The sequence below is a fragment of the Pseudoalteromonas sp. HL-AS1 genome (assembly GCF_031198785.1).
GTDB lineage: Bacteria > Pseudomonadota > Gammaproteobacteria > Enterobacterales > Alteromonadaceae > Pseudoalteromonas > Pseudoalteromonas distincta.
Window position 1 is genome coordinate 637,918 of sequence record NZ_CP133570.1, and the last position, 19,198, is coordinate 657,115.

General features: G+C 39.4%; 12 protein-coding genes and 1 pseudogene. 3 read left to right on the top strand and 10 right to left on the bottom strand.

The window, feature by feature from the left end; all coding sequences use genetic code 11:
- Positions 1-71 precede the first annotated feature (71 nt).
- From RB214_RS19725 to RB214_RS19765, 9 genes are all read right to left on the bottom strand, one after another.
- Entirely contained in the window at positions 72-1,142 is a 1,071-nt protein-coding gene (locus RB214_RS19725; protein ID WP_309169468.1) for a DUF418 domain-containing protein, read from the bottom strand.
- A 30-nt stretch (positions 1,143-1,172) separates the two neighbouring features.
- Positions 1,173-2,387, bottom strand: a complete 1,215-nt coding sequence (locus tag RB214_RS19730; RefSeq protein WP_309169218.1) for an HDOD domain-containing protein — start codon at positions 2,385-2,387, stop codon at positions 1,173-1,175.
- A gap of 89 nt (positions 2,388-2,476) precedes the next feature.
- Positions 2,477-4,012 carry a glycogen/starch synthase gene (locus RB214_RS19735; RefSeq protein WP_309169219.1) on the bottom strand — a complete coding sequence of 512 codons (1,536 nt, stop codon included), beginning with the start codon at positions 4,010-4,012 and terminating at the stop codon, positions 2,477-2,479.
- 80 nt (positions 4,013-4,092) lie between these two features.
- Positions 4,093-5,394, bottom strand: a complete 1,302-nt coding sequence (gene glgC, locus RB214_RS19740) for a glucose-1-phosphate adenylyltransferase (protein ID WP_002958601.1) — start codon at positions 5,392-5,394, stop codon at positions 4,093-4,095.
- Positions 5,395-5,408: 14 nt separating this feature from the next.
- Positions 5,409-7,946 (bottom strand): glycogen/starch/alpha-glucan phosphorylase, encoded by a 2,538-nt coding sequence (locus RB214_RS19745; RefSeq protein ID WP_309169220.1) that lies wholly within the window; start codon positions 7,944-7,946, stop codon positions 5,409-5,411.
- Complete coding sequence (glgX, locus tag RB214_RS19750) at positions 7,939-10,002, bottom strand: glycogen debranching protein GlgX (protein WP_182193805.1); 2,064 nt, start codon at positions 10,000-10,002, stop codon at positions 7,939-7,941. The genes RB214_RS19745 and glgX overlap by 8 nt, the downstream gene beginning before the upstream one ends.
- On the bottom strand, positions 9,995-12,202 hold the full coding sequence (gene glgB / locus RB214_RS19755; protein ID WP_039487610.1) for a 1,4-alpha-glucan branching protein GlgB: 2,208 nt from the start codon (positions 12,200-12,202) through the stop codon (positions 9,995-9,997). Before glgB ends, glgX begins: the two co-directional genes overlap by 8 nt.
- Positions 12,203-14,197, bottom strand: a complete 1,995-nt coding sequence (gene malQ, locus RB214_RS19760) for a 4-alpha-glucanotransferase (protein WP_309169221.1) — start codon at positions 14,195-14,197, stop codon at positions 12,203-12,205.
- A 9-nt stretch (positions 14,198-14,206) separates the two neighbouring features.
- Positions 14,207-14,509, bottom strand: coding sequence for an isoamylase early set domain-containing protein (locus tag RB214_RS19765; protein ID WP_002958606.1), 303 nt, complete (start codon positions 14,507-14,509; stop codon positions 14,207-14,209).
- 386 nt (positions 14,510-14,895) lie between these two features.
- On the opposite strand from RB214_RS19765, the gene RB214_RS19770 reads away from it, so the two are divergent.
- Positions 14,896-15,828 carry a hypothetical protein gene (locus RB214_RS19770; RefSeq protein ID WP_309169222.1) on the top strand — a complete coding sequence of 311 codons (933 nt, stop codon included), beginning with the start codon at positions 14,896-14,898 and terminating at the stop codon, positions 15,826-15,828.
- Between the two features lie 297 nt (positions 15,829-16,125).
- A pseudogene (locus tag RB214_RS19775) lies at positions 16,126-17,343 on the top strand (IS4 family transposase).
- A 26-nt stretch (positions 17,344-17,369) separates the two neighbouring features.
- On the opposite strand, the gene RB214_RS19780 reads toward RB214_RS19775, so the two are convergent.
- Positions 17,370-17,798: an Lrp/AsnC family transcriptional regulator gene (locus RB214_RS19780; RefSeq protein ID WP_002958609.1), complete on the bottom strand. Its 429-nt coding sequence runs from the start codon at positions 17,796-17,798 to the stop codon at positions 17,370-17,372.
- Between the two features lie 194 nt (positions 17,799-17,992).
- Here RB214_RS19780 and RB214_RS19785 point away from each other — a divergent pair, with 194 nt between their 5' ends.
- The gene (locus RB214_RS19785) at positions 17,993-19,198 is read left to right on the top strand and encodes an aspartate aminotransferase family protein (RefSeq protein ID WP_002958610.1); all 1,206 of its coding nucleotides are present in this window, start codon (positions 17,993-17,995) and stop codon (positions 19,196-19,198) included.

Below are 19,198 nucleotides of genomic sequence, written 5' to 3' on the forward strand. Positions count from 1 at the left end.
GTAATTTTTAAGGCGAGTAGTGTAAACCACCCACACTATTTTTTCGCCCCTAATTTAGAATTTATAGGTGTTTAAGCATTAATTTTTGCTTTAGTTAATTTACGCCATACAAATTCAAGCGGGCCTTGGTTAAAATAGCGGCTGTATATAAAGGTAAATATGAGCTGCAGTGCAACTAATGCCGTTGCAACTAACCAGTAATCAATACGATCAAAATTGAGCACCCAGTGCGTAAATAGCACTTTATATAACAATAATTGTATGAGTGTTTGGCTAATATATAAAGTAAATGCTAAGCGCCCCGCTTGTTGAATAAGCGTGCCAACATGTGCGCTGTTATTGCAAAATTTAACAATTAAATGAATATACAGCGTAGCCATACCTAGCGCCGCAAAAATATTTACAAATTCTTGCACCCCATATCCTAAGCTGCCATTAAGCTGTGATGCATAAAGCCTGATCCCACAAAAAACAAGGGTCATTGCACCGCAAACTATTAATTGCTGAGTCGTTAAGCCTTTACTAAAAACATCTTGTTTATATAAATAAATGCCAATGAGCATAAGGCCCACGCACATCCACATTGTCATTATTGGCACCATAACAAGCATTAACGTGTTCATAGCAAGGTTACTAATAAAGTAATCAATATAGTGTGGGTTATATAATTCAATAAACTGTGCTGTATCGCGGTAAATTATTTCATCGGGTACGCTAGATATAACAAGTAAGGTAACTACACCCGACAACAAGGTAAATGCAAACCCTCTTTTTAAAAGTACGTTGCTATCACTTTCTAAATATTTAATAACAAACCAGCCAGATACACCGTAAACAAATAAAATATCACCAGCCCAAAGTAAAAAACCATGCGCTAAACCAAAGAGGATTAACCAATAGAGCCTGCTTTTTATCTGCACTTCAGACTTGTAACGTTGCCACTGAATATAAAGCCCAGCACCAAAAAGCAAACTAAACAGCGTTCTAAAACGCCCGTCTACAAACACGCTGCTAAGGGTGTGAATAATTGAGTCGCTAACAGGAGGATTAGTTAAGTAGGAATACCCATATTCAAAAATGCCGAAGGCGTAACCATTCATGTAAACTAGGCCAAGCACGGCAACGCCGCGAATAAAGTCCATATTATAATTGCGCATTAAAGCTATTATCCGTTAAATATTATTCTTATAACTGTCAGCCCAATCGACTGACTGCTGGTAAAGTGGAGGTAGTATAGCACTGTCAATATTTAGCAAAAGTACAGCTTGTTCAAGTGCCCACCAGCTTCCTGTTTCATATGCTTTAACAACGTTTAAAATATAATAAAGTGTGTTTTTGTCCCCTAATAATGCCGTTTTTATTTCATCAGGGAAAGGTAGCTTTTCAACAAGCAAGCTCATTGGTTGATCAAGGATTGCATCCAGTAACGAGAATAATCCTATTAAAAATGCTTCGCCTGACTGACTCTTATTAACCTTCTTTGCCACCAGCTCACAAAAGCGAGCGCGTACAATACACACTTGCATTAGCTCTGCAGGTTTTTTACCCGCTGTATGAGCAGTAACAATAAGGCTCACAAACTTTTTCAGGCGTTCGTGTCCTAAATACACAAGCGCTTGCTTTAATGACGATATTTGGCTTTGTATAGGAAACACACCGCTGTTTATTAATCTTAGTAACTTATATGCGAGTGCAGCATCTAGCTCAAACAGGCTTGCGATGGTTTTAATGTCAGGGCTTTGCTTCATTATTTCTGCGTAAATAGCGACGACTAAACCATAATTATAATCAATGTCGTTTTGCTTGATCATGGTAGGCTTTGCAAAAAAATAGCCTTGAAAATAATCAAAACCCATATCAAAGGCAAGCTCATAGTCTTCTTGTGTTTCTATTTTTTCGGCTAGTATTTTTATTTGTTTATGCGCTTGTAACTTAGTAACTATGGGCTGTATTTCGCTAAGAGGTGTAATTGCAATATCAAATTTAATGAGCTTCACAAGCTTTAAAAAACGATCCCATTGTGGTTTATATACAAAATCATCGAGCGCGAGTTTGTAGTTACTATGAAATAAACCTCGGCATAGCTCATAGTTATCGTCGGTAGGTTCTATGGTTTCGAGCAGCTCAATCACAACGTCTTGGCATGGTAAGAAAGCACATAAATCGAGTTTTAGTGATTCTGGTCCTATATTAATAAGCGCTTTTTTGCCTGATGTAATATGGCGTGTACCTAAATTTAATTGATTTTCCATAATAAGCCTTGCTGTTGCTTGACCTTCTGCAATATCTGGAAAATAATTTTTTGGACTATCACGAAAAAGTAGCTCATAGGCTACTACTTTTTTACTTCGATTGAATATTGCTTGCCTTGCAACAAATACAGACACATTACCTACTTCTTAGCTTTTATATAATACTAAGTAATTAAACCCTAAGCAGGTAGATTTGTCACTAAACTTTAAAGTACACAAACGTTTTACCGGTATAAGGTTGTTATATAATCAGTTGCCACTTGTGGCCACGAAAAACGCATTTGCTCTGCGCTGTGCTTAATTTTATGCCATCTTTTAGGATTTTGCTTTTTAATTAAGAGAGTTTCGTCTAAACAGCTAATTAAATTACGCGTTTGCGTTGCCAACGTGTCTCCATTAAAGCTAAAACCATTTTCGTGGTGTTTAACAGTATCTTTTAATCCGCCAACACTGTGTACTAAACACGGTTGCCCCGCTCGCATTGCTAGCATTTGGCTAATACCACACGGTTCAAACGAGCTTGGCATTAAAAATAAGTCACCTAATTGATACATTAAATCGCCAACACCTTGCCCATATCCCTTCAAAAATAAAAGATTGGAATTACGCGCCATTGCTTTGGTAAATATGCTTTCGAGCTCTTTGTCACCCGAGCCGAGAATAATAAGTCTGCCGTTATGTTCATTAATTAATTGGCACACTTTATCAATAGCTAAAACCCCATTAACCTGCTGGCACAATAACAACACTTTTTGTTCGGTAAGTCGGCCAACGCTTGTGACTAATGGACCATTATTAACCGTTGCTTTAAATTGCTGTAATCGTTGGTGGGCAATATAGTAGCCACTTTGTAACTGCTCGCTATTTGCCATCCAACCAAACAAAGTACTCTCAGCTTGGCTATAAAAATCGGCGAGAGTTGCTCCTTCAAGTGCATTGATTGGATATTCGCAGCCATTTAAAATACCAACAAGCTTGCCTTGGCCTGCTGCATTTTGCAGATCTTGCTCAAGCCCTTCGCCACCAAAAAAACCATGTTCGTAATTACTAGGTTCGAGAACCTCTTGGCTATAAGTTGGCGATACAACATGTATTTTATCGCATAGATTTATTGCACTGCGCATAGGATTAAAACAATGAGGGTAACGCGGGTCGCATAATTGCTGGCCATTATAACTAAGTGATGGAAACCACGCCTCTAAGCTTGAATCATCATGTTTGAAAGGTCTTATACCTTGCAGTGCAATATTATGCACTGTGAAGGCAATAGGTAAGGTATTAAGTGAGCTATAACGTGGCTCAAACTTAAGTAAAACTGCAACGCAGGCACTGTGCCAATCATGTAAATGCAGCGCTGCAGGGCGCTTTAATACACCTTGTAATAACGCTTCGCAGACGGCTGCGTTAAATAGAGCAAATTTAGTCGCATCAGTTGCAAAAGGCCTCCCCGGTGCATCATTACAATATACACTGCCTGATTCACTAAATAACGGGTGGCTAATAACAATTTGGCTTACATTATTTTCGGCTTGTTGTACTTTAAAAATGGTTAATACATGGGGTTGAGCATTAAATGCAACAGTTACTTCACCTACATAAATACGCTCAAGCGGCTCAAACCCGTAATCAGGAATAACAACATCAACCGTTATACCTTGCTTTGCGAGAGCCTTAGGTGCATCGCGTACTACATCTGCCACACCGCCTACTTTTGCGCCTGGTAACGCGTCATTTTCTGCTGCAACCATTAATACATGCATTAATTTATTATTTCCTTTAAACCTGTGTGAGCTTGCTCACAAATGAGCAAGCTATGTTGTCGTGCTTATCTAACTTGTTGTTACGCTAGCTTTTTATTTTCTCGCGCTTGGCGTTCTAACTTTTTTGCAAGCTCAGTGAGCATATCACGTGTAACAAGAACGATACCTTTTTTAGATACCCTAAAGCCGTTTTCTTCATCTGTTTTTTTGTCAAAACCGATTTCAAGACCTGCAGGTATTTCACAGCTTCTATCTATTATTGCGCGTTTAATTTTACAACCTCGGTTTATAACAGCACCGGGTAAAATAACCGACTGCTCAATGGTACAAAATGAGCGAACGTGAACGTTAGAAAACAACAGGGATTTTCTAACCGCAGAGCCCGAAATAATACACCCACCCGAGACTGTTGAGTCTAAAGCCATACCACGTCTATCCTCGTCATCAAAAATAAACTTAGCAGGTGGTAGTTGCTCTTGATAAGTCCATATTGGCCACGTTGGATCGTATAAATCAAGTTGTGGTTCTGGCATTACCAATTCCATATTAGCTTCCCAGAACGAATCAAGCGTACCTACATCGCGCCAATAAGGTTGCCCTTCTTGGTTTGGATCTCTAAATGGGAAAGCAAACACATTATGCTCTTCTATAATCGCTGGAATAATATCATGACCAAAATCGCGTCCAGAGCCTTCATTTTCAGAATCTTTTTTAAGTTGCTCAAACAAAAATTCAGTATTAAAGATGTAGTTCCCCATTGATGCTAAACATGTACCTGGCTTGCCGGGTACGGAGCTCGGCATTGCTGGTTTTTCATCAAAACGACACACTCTATTTTCTTCATCAACGGTCATTACACCAAACGTGTCTGCGGCTTCCTCTACTGGGACTTCAATACAACACACTGTCATATCTGCGCCTTTTTGCACATGTTCAGCCAATAAAGCACCATAGTCCATACGGTACACATGATCTCCAGACAAAATCATCACATATTTAGGAAGCTCGTGACGAATAATATCTATGTTTTGAAAAACAGCATCTGCGGTTCCACAATACCAATCATCACCTTGACGCTGAGATGCAGGTAGTATTTCAACCGACTCTCCTAGCTCTTTTTTAAAGTGCCCCCATGCGCGGTTTACATGGCGTATTAATGAATGTGATTTATATTGTGTAGCAATACCAACACGTCTCACACCCGAGTTAATGCAGTTTGATAGTGGAAAATCGATAATTCGATGTTTACCACCAAAGTAAACTGCTGGCTTTGCTCGCCAATCGGTTAACTCATGCAGGCGAGAACCGCGACCGCCTGCCAGTATTAACGCGTAAGTTTCTCTGGTTAGGCTACTTATGTAGCGATTTGCATAATTAGGCATAATACTCTCTCCATTTAGTCTAGGCTGTTAGTGGCATGGCTTTTAGTTGTCGTTAAGTCTGTTTCACTAATATTGAGGGGTTCTAAATGCCAAATATCTTCACTGTATTGGCTTATGGTTCTGTCACTTGAAAACATACCACTGGCTGCTGTATTTAAAATACTCATTTGTGTCCAGTAGGTCTGATCTGCGTAAGCTTTATCAACTTCTTTTTGAGCTGCTACATAACTTTCAAAATCGTGAGCAACAAGCCATGGATCGTGCGGGCTCTTAATTGCATTTGTTATGTCGTCAAATAAGCATGGCTCAAATAAATTAAAATGCCCGCTCTCGAGTAATTGCATCACATTCTTTAAATCGCTATTTTGCGATATTAAATGCTCTGGATTATAACGTGATTTAATATCGTCAATTTCGTGCGCTTGTGCGCCAAACAAAAAGAAGTTATCAGCGCCAACAGCATCTCTAATTTCAATGTTTGCGCCATCCAGCGTGCCTATTGTCAATGCACCATTCATCATAAATTTCATGTTGCCAGTACCAGACGCTTCTTTGCCTGCGGTAGATACTTGCTCTGAGAGATCGGTTGCAGGACAAATAACTTCCATTGCGGTTACGTTGTAATTAGGCAAAAATGCGACGCGTAAATATGGCGCAGCTTTAGGGTCTTTATTTATAACCTCTGCCACGTTATTAATAAGCTTAATAATTTTTTTAGCCATGTAATAACCTGGCGCTGCTTTACCACCTAATAGAACACAACGAGGAACAAGTCCTTGGGTATCCCCACGGCGAATACGGTCATATAAATGAATCACATGAAGTATGTTTAATAGCTGACGTTTGTATTCGTGGATACGTTTTACTTGTACGTCAAACATCATTGATACATCAAAATCGATATCGCAGCGCGCCTTAACTAAATCAACTAAACGCTGTTTGTTTTCACGTTTAGCATTTTGCCACTGCTCATGAAATGCCTTGTCGTCATAAAAACGACGTAGGTCACTAATTTTTGAGAAGTTTTTAACCCAATCATGGCCAATTTTTTCACCAATTAATTCACTTAATACTGGATTACAATGCGCAAGCCATCGACGAGGCGTTACACCATTTGTTTTGTTATTAAACTTATCTGGCCACAGTGCATAAAATTCTTTAAATAATCCCGCTTTTAGCAGTTCAGTATGAAGTGCTGCTACGCCATTTACAGAGTAACTACCTACAATAGCTAAATAAGCCATACGAATTTGCGGCTCATCACCCTCTTCAATCAGTGACAATGCACGTTGCTTTTCAACATCTCCCGGCCACTGCTGTGCCACTTGTGCTAAAAAGCGTGCATTTATCTCGTAAACTATGTCTAAAATGCGTGGCAATAATTTTGAAAACAACGAAACAGACCATTTTTCAAGCGCTTCAGGAAGTAGCGTATGATTTGTATAGGCCATTGTTTTAGTTGTGATTTGCCAAGCATCGTTCCAATCTAATTCGTAATCATCAATTAAAATACGCATTAGCTCTGCAACAGCAATACTTGGATGCGTGTCGTTTAACTGAAAAACATGAAAATCAGCAAAGTCACTAAAGCTCTCGCCATGTTGGGAAACCCATTGGTCTACTACGTCTTGAATACTCGCCGATGATAAAAAGTATTGTTGGCGTAACCTAAGCTCCTTACCATTTTCGCTGCTGTCATTTGGATACAGCACCATAGTGATCTGTTCGGCTAGATTTTTTTGTGCGACGGCTTCTGAATAACTGCCCGCATTAAATTCGGTTAAATTAAATTCATCTGTTGCCTCTGATTTCCACAGACGTAGTGTATTTACGATATTGTTTTTATAACCAGGGACAGGTACATCGTACGGTACAGCTAATACATCTTGTGAGCCCATCCATTGACGGTGCTCTCTGCCAAATTTATCTGTGTAACTTTGCACATAGCCACCAAACTTCACACGTTTTGCATGCTCTGGTGCGCTTAGCTCCCATGGATGTCCTTCACGTAGCCAGTTATCTGGTTGCTCAATTTGGTTACCATCTTTAATCGATTGATTAAACATGCCGTATTCGTATCGTAGGCCATAGCCAATAACAGGCAACGCTAAACTAGCACAGCTATCTAAAAAGCAAGCTGCAAGGCGCCCTAGCCCGCCATTTCCTAAGCCAGCGTCGTGCTCGGCGTCTTCAATTGTTTCTATTGTTGTGCAGTACTCTTGTAGTGCTGAGCTTACTTGTTCATCTAAATCTAGATTTAAAACAGCATTACCTAGCGCACGCCCCATCAAAAACTCAAGAGAAAGGTAAGCCGTTTTGCGGCGTTTCTCTTGCTTAATTTGTTGATTCGTTTCTCTGCAGCGGGCCACAAGTCTGTCGCGAATAGTAAGCGCTAATGCGTGATACAAATAATGCTGCGATTCACCCACCTTATCTCGGCCGAGGGTATAATAAAAATGCCGTGTTAAGTCATCTTTAAGCGTACTTTCATCAATAACGGGACCTTCTTGCCAGCCCTTTACTACACACACTTGATCACTTTGTTTAACCATGACTAACATCCTCTAAATTGGCACTAAAAACCCAACTACTTTGTGCTGAAATTTCAACCATCGCATCTTCATTACTGCTCACAGATGCATTATGTACACTTGATAGAATCATTTGCCACGGCGCATTAATTGGCGATGGGGGCATTTGACAAAAAATTGTTTTTTCACTGGCATTAAATACAATCAGCAATGCATGATTGTTTTGCTTATCAAGTAAGCTGTACATTAAAAACTGCCTGGTATCTTCATGCCAGTGAGCATCAGTCATGGTTTTACCTTGTTCGGTAAACCACTTAACGGTAAAACGCTCGTCTATATCATCTAAAAATACACTGTGTTTAAACGCACTGTGCGCACGTCTAATTTTTAATGCATCATCAATAAATCGTGTTAGCGAATGATTAAGTTGAGAATCTTTCCAGGCAAGCCAACTAGTGCGATTATTTTGGCAATAAGCATTGTTATTCCCCCCTTGCGAGTGCGCCATTTCGCTGCCAGCGGCAATCATGGGAACACCTTTTGAGAGAATTAAAGTAAGTAAAAAGTTCTTTTGTTGCTGCAAGCGCAGTGCGTTTATTTTAGAGTCGCTGGTAAAACCTTCTACCCCACAGTTAAACGAATGATTTGCACTGTGCCCATCTCGATTTTGCTCGCCGTTAGCTTCGTTATGTTTATGCTCATAACTCACTAAATCAGCAAGGGTAAAACCATCATGACTCGTTATAAAATTGATACTATTGAGCGGCCCACGTTGGCTGTGCTCAAAAATATCAAACGATCCATGCAAACGTTTTGCAACGCTTGCAATAATGCCTGTTTCACTTTGCCAAAAACGTCTAATTACATCGCGGTATTGATCGTTCCATTCTCGCCATGGCGGCGGAAATGCACCAAGCTGATAACCACCTGGGCCTATATCCCAAGGCTCACTTATTAACTTAACTTTGTTAAGCACAGGGTCTTGGGCAACTACTTGTAAAAAAGTATGTGCGGAGCTAAAGCCTGCTTTTGAGCGGCCTAAAATGGTCGCTAAATCAAACCTAAAACCATCAACTCCCATTACTTCAACCCAATAACGAAGGCTATCAAGTACAAGTTGCAGTGTTTTAGGGTGGTCAATATTTATGGTATTACCACAGCCGGTATCGTTTATATATACGTCAGGCTGGCCATCTACTGTGCGGTAATAGGCTAAGTTATCAAAGCCTCTAAGCGATAGTATAGGGCCATCCGCCCCTGCTTCAGCTGTATGGTTGTAAACAACATCTAGTATGACTTCTATGTCTGCAGCATGGAACTCTTGCACCATTTGCTTAAACTCGTTTATATCGTCGTTTACCAAATAGTCTTTATGGGGCGTAAAAAAGTTAAGCGTGTTGTAACCCCAGTAGTTTTGCAAACCTTTCCCTGTTAAAAATTGCTCACTAATAAAAGAATGAACAGGCAAAAGTTCAACGGCTGTAACACCAAAGCTTTGTAAGTGTTCAATAAAGCTTGGGTGGCTTAACCCTAAAAACTTTCCTTGTAGAGGTTTAGGTATTTTAGGATGACGACACGTTGTACCTTTCACATGGCACTCATAAATAACCGTGTTTGACCAACGGTGGTTAGGCTTTTTATGCGTATACAACGTAGGAGCCGCTACTTTTGATTTAGGTATATCAATCGCATTATTTACAGTGCTTTTAGTACCGATTGGCATTTGCCCGTAGTGGCGTTCACTCCAAGTAAACTCGCCAAACAAGTCTTTTGCATATGGGTCTATCAGCAGCTTATTTTCGTTAAACAGTTGACCATTTTTAGGGTTATATTCACCCTCAACTCTAAAACCATAAAGCGCACCGGCGTTTAATGGCGAAATATGAATACTCCAAATACCCCCTTCGTTGATGTTCATCGCCATTTTTAGTATTTCTGAATGGCCACTTTTATCAAACAGGCATACATAAGCTTGGCTTGCCCCAGGCGCATAAAGCGCGAAGTTGACCCCATTATCAATAACACTAGAGCCAAGTGGTTCTACATTACCGGGTGCTACATCAAATCGGTTACTCATCATCAACCTTTTGTAAATAAATAGTAGTTAAGCCACCAATGGCAATTGAAATACTGTGTTTAAAACCATGATTTGATTCGTTTATTGCCTGAACTATCTGCGATGAATCTTTAGTTACCTCAACGCCAGAGCCAAAAAACTGAGTATCATCTGTATTTAAAATGACCTTGTAACGCCCTTTACTCGGTACGCCAATAACGTAGTTTTCATAGGACGCGGGGGTAAAATTAGCAATAACAACCACAAAGTTTTTTGCGTTTTTAGCATAGCGAACAAAGCTCAAAATGCTCTGCTGATTGTTATTGTTATCTATCCAGGTAAAACCAGCCGCGCTCGAATCTAGCTCATACAACGCAGGTTGGTTTTTATAAACCGTATTTAGTGTTTTTACCGTTTGCTTTATACCATTATGGCTTTGGTGCTCAAGTAAATGCCAATCGATAGAATGATCGTGCCCCCACTCTTTTCGCTGTGCAATTTCACCGCCCATAAATAAGAGTTTTTTACCCGGGTGTGCCCACATAAATGCGTAATAAGCGCGTAAATTTGCAAATTTTTGCCAATCATCGCCTGGCATTTTTTCAATTAACGATCCTTTACCGTGTACTACTTCATCGTGGCTTAATGGCAATATATAGTTTTCGCTAAACGCGTATACCATCGAAAAAGTCATTTCGTGATGATGATGCTGACGATAAAGTGGGTCGTGCTGCATGTAATGCAAACTATCGTTCATCCAACCCATGTTCCACTTATAACCAAAGCCTAAACCGTTGTGCTCAACACTTTGGGTGACACCCGGCCATGCTGTTGACTCCTCAGCCACCATCATAATGCCTGGGTTGTTTTTATAGCTGCGCATATTGACTTGTTTTAGGCACTCAATTGCACCTAAGTTTTCACGTCCGCCGTAACAATTAGCAACCCACTCGCCTTCTTTTCGGCTGTAATCTAAATACAACATAGAAGCTACGGCATCTACACGCAGGCCATCTAAACCAAATTGATGTAGCCAATACATAGCATTTGATATTAAAAAGCTTTTAACTTCAGGACGGTCGTAGTTATAAATGTAGGTATTCCAATCAGGATGAAACCCTTGGCGCTTATCAGCATGCTCATATAAATGGGTGCCATCAAATCGATGTAAGCCATGCGGATCGCTGGGAAAATGCCCTGGTACCCAATCAAGCAAAATACCTAAATTAGCTTTGTGGCACTGCTCTACAAAGTATTTAAAGCTGTTGTAGTCGCCAAAGCGGCTGGTAGGTGCAAATAATCCAACAGGCTGATACCCCCACGAACCATCAAACGGGTATTCACTTATTGGCATAAGTTGCAGGTGAGTAAAATTCATTTCAAGAGCGTAGCTAACGAGTTTGTCGGCAAGCTCTGTGTAACTTAAATAACGGTTGTTTTCGGCGCGTTGCCATGAGCCTAAGTGCACTTCGTAAATACTAATTGGTGCATCAATATGGTTACGCTTTTGTCTGTTTTGAAGTGCCTGCTCGCCAAGCTTTATAGGTTCTGGTTTATACTGCAGTACACTTGCAGTGCCAGGTGCTTGTTGCATTTTAAATGCATAGGGGTCGGCTTTTTCGAGCACCTCTCCACTTTGCGCGGTAATTGCAAATTTGTAGCACATGTCAGCTTTAAGGCCTGGTACAAATAACTCCCATACACCACTTGCAGGATGAAAGCGCATAAAGTGGCGATTCGCTTGCCAAAAGTTAAACTCACCAATAATAGAGACACTTGCCGCATTAGGCGCCCATACACAAAAACGCACACCGTCTACGTTTTGTTGAGTACTAAAATGTGCACCAAAATGCGAGTAAGCATGTTCAAGGCTGCCTTCGTTAAATAAATACATTGCCTCTGCATCAAGTGTGCTTTCAAAGCTGTATTCATCATAAAAGGTAACGCTGCTATCTGTGTACTGAGCAATGCATTCATATGGCGCAGTGGGCAAAGCATCAACTTTGGCTATAAATAAGTCACTTTGCTGGTAGCGCTGCGCCTTAATAGTTTTATTATTTAATGTAACACTTACGCTTATTGCACAAGGTAGATAAAAACGAACTTCAACCTCAGCATCCGTTTTATGTGCCCCTAAGAAGCTAAATGGGTCTTTAAATCGCCCTGTATTTAATGCGTGTACTTGTGCATCGTAACTATTTTCATTAGTTGTACTGCTCATTTAACCTTTCCTTATTGAATCGATAGCAGCTAAAAGTGAGGCATTTTTGGTAAAAATTTCTTCACTGGTATGCGTTAATACACGTCGCCAATTAGGATATTCTTTATCTGTTCCGGGGATATTGACCGGATACTTCTGCTCATCTAAGTCATCTATTTGTATTGCAAATAAACGCGATTGAGAGCCTGCTAAACACAATGCAAGTGCGCTATAAACAGTCACTGCTTCACTATGTAATAAAAGCTCAGTTGTATTGCCATGGTGATTAATAAAACGTAGTAACCTTTGTTGCTCTTCTATTCGCTGTTGCTTTAGTTGCTCGTATTCATTGCAAGCTATAAGCTTATATTGTTGCTTAATATCTAAATCATCATGTTGCCACCAGCCTGTAAATGGAGGGACATCGTGATTGGCTATCATTAACAAACAATGTGTTGCTAGCTCATCTACCGATAAAAACTCTCCACTGTGTTGTTTCTCAAAATAAAATAAGCTGTTGGAAAAAATACCGCTAGATGCCAAAGCTTCCCTAACCTCTGGCGGTACGATGCCTAAATCTTCACCAATAACAATACTCTGATTAATATGCGATTCAATTTTTAAAATGGCAAGTAAATGCTCAAACGGATAATAAACATAACAGCCGTCTTGTTCGCCATTGCTTTCAAAGCACCACCATAGGCGCCTAATAGCCATTACGTGGTCAATTCGAAGCCCACCTACGTTTTGCATGTTTGCGCGAATGAGCGAGCGATAAAATTGGTAGTGATTATTACTAAGGCTTTGGGGATTGAGGGATGGGAGGCCCCAATTTTGACCTGCTTCAGCCCATGGATCGGGTGGAGCGCCTACACTTGCACCTTGGCTAAACAACGATTGTTGATTTTTAAATTCAGCCCCATCGCCAGCACAACCAACAGCTAAGTCGTTTATTAAGCCAATAGCCATGCCTCTCTCTGCGCAACTTTTTTGACACAGTGCCAGTTGCATATGCGCTTGCCATTGCAGGTAATAAGCAAATGTTAGGTTATCTGATTCGAGGGTATTTAACGTAGTAGAATGAGTATTACAAAAATCAGTAAACGCTTGGCGACGCTCATCATTTGCCGTTAATTCAAACTGATTATAAAGCGCTTCAAATAACGTATACTTTATACGACTTACATTTTCATAATCTATAAACTGATCATTACTTTTAATAAGTGCAGCGACATCATCTTGCTGCATAATGGCGTCAAGGTTTTCGTTATTTATTGCGTCTTCGCTTAGTACGATGGAAATATAAAGAGGATTTAATAAAGCGCGACTATTAGGGCTATAAGGACTGGCTCGCTCTGGCATATCAGCGAATAGCAAATGCAGTGGATTAAGTAATATGTAATCCATGTTTTGGGAGCTGCATAGTTTTGTAAGCGCTAATAAATCGTCAAAGTCGCCAATACCCAAATTCGCTCTATTTTTTAATGTGTAAAGCTGAATAGATAATCCCGTGCGCTTTGTGTCTTCCACTTGATAGACTTGCTCAGGCACGCACCAAATTTGTGTAATAGCGTGTTGCTCACCTACCTGAACATTAGCGTCATGATAGCCAATTGGCATATTATCAATGGGTAGTGCCAGCTCAATATAGCGAACGCCATGCAAGTAATATTCACCAGTGACGGCCAAGTTATAAAGATTATCAAATGCTATGTGCATTCCAAGTGAAGGGACATCAATATTAGCGGCTAAATATTGCTGACGTTCATCTATACGAAGCTTTAACAAACATGTACTTTGCTCAACTAAACTCACACTAGGTACTAAATCCAGCCAAAGCGATGCATCTAAATCATAAGTTAGTTGAGCTATTCCTGCTTCATTATTTGTATCAACACCACAACATTGCAAAGCACGTTTACGCGTTTCTTCGCTAAAAAACACCTGTTCACCTGTATACTTAGTGAATTCAAAGCCAATACCATGCAGGTAAAACAACTGCGAAAGAGCATCCATTGAATCGCCTTAATTAGTGCGTTGAGTATTTACTATGCTGTTTTCTGTGCCAAAAGTATTGCCGATATAACCGTCAGCTTGATGGTCGTTATCCCAAATGTCTCCATTAATCAGATAACGAAAGTGAAATTGTTGATCGATAGGTAAGCGTTGCTTAAATTTAAACACACCTTGTTTTTTATAAAGCTTCATTGGCACTGGTTGCCAATCATTAAATTCACCTAATAAGCAAACTTCTTCTGCCTCTGGATGAGAAAATTCAAAAGTAACTTCAGCTTCATCTTTTGTTTTAAAAAAACGTTTATTCAACATAGCAGGCTCCAACTAAACCAAAAAGGGTACTTAATCTTTGCCACAGGCCATACAACTAAACAAAAAGGCGATGTGGTAACCATCTAAAAATCATTAAACGTGTTATTAGTTAAACAAAACTTTATTTACGCTTTATTACAGTGCAAATAATATTTCAATTACACCAAAAAGGTGCATTAACCTTATATACAATACGCTTTAAATGATACTTAACATACAGAGCAATATTCAAACCAACAAACTATTAAAAACCTCATTAGTTCAATATATAAATATTTATAGCTGCAAATATCCGAAGAAAATTTAAAATCCTAAATTACTTTTTTTATATTACTTCATCATGGATAATACACATCATTCTAATACTCTGAAATATCATTAATTTCATGTTGAAAAAAACCATTTTAATAACTACCACCATCATTTTTTTAGTTGTAGCTGCATTTATTGGTACCTCAATTTATACCCTATACAGTAAAAAAGAAATCTCAGTTGATCCTAAATTAAAAGAAATATCAGGAATAGAATTTGATAAACAGCAACGTTTATGGGCTATTAACGACGGAGGCAATGAACCAAAGCTATATAGACTCAATAAAGACGGTTCTATTGCTAAAGAAATTTTAGTTGAAAACGCTAAAAACATTGATTGGGAAGACATGACCCAAAACAAATTTGGGCACTTCTTTTTAGGCGATTTTGGTAATAACAAAAACGATCGTAGATGGCTCACTATTTATAAAATAGAAAACCCGATAGATATAAAAACAGATACGACTCAAGCAGAAATAATTAAGTTTACCTACCCCGAAATGGATGGCACTCCTATAAAGCCTAATAACCGTAATTTTGATTTAGAGGCATTTGTAGCTCTAGGACGTCACTTATATTTATTTACTAAAAACCGCACAGAACCATTTGATGGTATTACTAAGGTTTATAAAGTGGGCGATCATGCCGCTAATTTTAAAGCAGAGTTAATAGACTCATTTAAAACATGTACCACTTTAGAAAAGCTATGCTGGATAACATCGGCTGCTTTAAGCCCTGATCGTAAAAAGCTGATATTACTTGATTCAACCAGTATTTGGTTATTCGAAAATTTTGAGGGTGATAAGTTTTTTTCTGGCGATGTATCAAAAATTGACTTAGGAATAGTGACTCAAAAAGAAGCTATCACTTTTTTTGATGACAATACTATTGTATTTACAGATGAAGAGTTTAAAGGTATTGGCGGTAATGCTTATTTTATAAAGCTTGATGAAGCCAAAAAAGAAATTATAAGAAAAAAGCCGACCTCAGAAAAAATACATCCATAATATAATGTTAGCTAAGCTAAAGTTCTAAAGCTTAGCTAACTTATGAAAGGTATCGAGTTAGTTACTCTTTTCGTTTGACGAATGGAGTGCTTTTTCTACATCAACACCTAAAATCAACACTCCAATATGACTATTATTATCATCTAAAACAGGAAAACTTAGCTGTACTTGAAAATGATGTGTTGATGCATCATATGTAACCTAAAGTATCCCCAGAATTAGCCTTTACATATCAATGAACTAACAGTATTAAAAAATGTGGGTAGTGAGGGAACATTCATGGTGTTTTGTGATCTTATGAATCGCTTAAAAACAACAGAACTAAACACCATGAATGCGTCTACTATTTTGCACAATATGCTCCGCGCTGTCACCCCTAACTCTATTCATAAAGCCAGATTTAATACTCTAGTCGCTGCCGTTAAATCTCTTTTGCACTGTCAGCAATGCACCTTGACGTCTATCGGCCGCAATTTGGATTCAAAAACAACTGAAAAACATGATATTAAACGTATTGACCGACTACTCAGTAACAATGAGCTTTTGCGTGAATCGATATCGGTTTATGTTCGCTTAAGCCGTTTTGTGGTCACTGAAAAGCATCCCGTCATTTTGGTCGATTGGAGCCATGCTGATACACAAACCAAATACTGTATTCTGCGTGCCAGCATTGTCAGTGAAGGTCGCTCTTTAACCCTGTATCAGGAAAGTGCATTCAGCTTTCAATATCATTGCCCAAAAGTGCAAAAACGGTTTTTAAAGATGCTCAAACTGATCTTGCCGAGTGATTGCCGCCCCGTGATTGTGACGGATGCGGGCTTTAAAGTCCCCTGGCTCAAAGCCGTGCGGAACAATGGCTGGCATTATATTAGTCGGGTTCGTGGTACGGCACATTTGAAAACGCAGGACAGCGATGAGTTTATTCCATGCCAGTCACTATTCAAGAACAATCAGCGTAAGAGCCAGTATCTTGGCGCGACCGAGCTGACCAAAAGTGCAAAATATCAAACTCATGCAGTGTAGGTTGGCAAGGGACATAAGTTATTAAAAAGAGATAAAAAACGCGGTTATAAGGAGCCTTGGCTACTCGTTTCTTCTCTTCCAAAAAGACACCACTTTCTCGAAAAGGTGCTCAAGCTATATGGAATGAGAATGCAGATAGAGGCAGGGTTTCGAGACCAAAAAAGTGTTAGGTTCGGCTTAGGCTCAGATCTGCACAGAACGAACAAACTCTATCGATTAGACATACTTTTACTGCTCGCAACATTGGCTCATTGGTTCTCAATGATGCTGGGTGCTGTGATAGACAAAGCAGGAAAGACAGGGGCTTTTCAAGCTAACTCAAGCAAAAACAGGCGAGTAGTGTCATGGGCATTTGTTGGGTTGCGATACTTCAAAAAACAGTCCATTAAGCTGCGGCGGCGAGATTACTTGGAAGGGCTAGCCTATTTCGTACAGGTGGTAGTGCAACTCGATTGGAAAAATATGGATGTGAGTGATGTGATTGAAATTTAATAATTATTTTTGGGGATCCCTTAGCTCTAGCGCTTAAATTTAGTTTCTAAAATAACAGAAGATGTTGTGCGCTCCACCCCATCAAGATTTCCTATATCGTCCAACAAATGACTAAGCTGTTCTAAATTTTGAGCCTGTACCACAGCAATTAAATCAAACTCACCACTTATGGCATATAGCTGTGAAATAGCATCAATTTGCTTAAGCTCAATGTTTGTTTTAGTTGTTAATTTTTGTCTTACTTTTATAGACACATGAGCTGATACCATTTTACTAAGGTAGTCGTCACCGTAATCAACGCTGTAACCTTTAATCACACCGGTTTCTTCTAATTTGAGCATTCGGCTCTGTACTGTTGAACGAGACAAGTCAAGCATTCGTGCAAGATCAGAAATACTCGCTCTTGCATTTGTTTTTAGTACAGAAAGTAGCTTTTCATCTTGTGGAGTTATCATAATGGTAATTTTCTTCGTTATTTTGACTTTTATTTTAATCATTTTTCACAAAATAGCACTGCAATTTTCACTGCCAACCTTCGATAATGGCACCTAACAGAAATAATAACGTGTTTGCTGAAGAATAAAGGCTATATTCTTCTTTGAGTTAGCAACTAATCTTTTATCTAAGCCCATTAAATTTAGGTGTAAAAATGCAAGTAACAAGAGACTTATTTAACGACGTAATGGTACCAAACTATAACCCATCAGCAATTATCCCAGTTCGTGGTGAAGGTTCACGCGTTTGGGATCAAAATAACAATGAGTTCATTGATTTTGCCGGTGGTATTGCCGTTAACTGTTTGGGTCACTGTCATCCTGCATTAGTTAAAGCATTAAAAGAGCAAGGCGAAAAAATTTGGCATTTATCAAATGTTATGACCAATGAGCCAGCACTTCGTTTAGCTCAAAAAATGGTTGAAGCAACATTTGCTGATAAAGTTTACTTTGCAAACTCAGGCGCAGAAGCAAACGAAGCCGCGCTTAAATTAGCTCGTCGTTATGCATTGGACGTATATAGCGCTGAAAAAACGCAAATTATTGCATTTAATAAAGGTTTCCATGGTCGCACATTCTTTACAGTAACTGTGGGCGGGCAAGCGGCTTATTCAGATGGCTTTGGTCCAAAACCAGCTGACATAGTACATTGTGATTTTAACGATATAGCGGCATTTGAAGCGCTGATCAGCGATAAAACATGTGCTGTTATGATGGAACCATTACAAGGTGAAGGCGGTATTATTTCACCAACAGATGAATTTGCTAAAAAAGTACGTGAACTTTGTACTAAACATAATGCGTTACTTATTTTTGATGAAGTACAAACAGGTGTTGGTCGCACAGGCGATTTATACGCTTATGAAGGTTTAGGGGTTGTTCCTGACATTTTAACAACGGCAAAAGCATTGGGTGGTGGTTTTCCTATTGGCGCTATGATCACTCGTACACCTATTGCTGAGCATTTAAAAATTGGTACTCACGGTTCTACTTATGGCGGAAACGCACTTGCTTGTGCTGTGGCCGAAGCGGCATTTGATACAGTAAATACACCAGACGTACTAAACGGTGTTAAAAAGCGCGAGCAATTATTCCGTGACGGATTAAACGCAATTAACGAAAAATACAACGTATTTAGCGAAGTACGTGGTAAAGGCTTATTAATTGGCGCAGTACTAAATGACAAATTTGAAGGCCGCGCACGCGACTTTTTAGTAGCCAGTGCTAATAATGGTTTGATGAATCTTGTAGCGGGTATGAATGTAATTCGTTTTACACCGTCTTTAATTATTCCGTTTGAAGATATTAAAGAAGGCTTAGCGCGCTTTGAAAAAGCCGTTAGCGACGTAGTAAACGGTTAA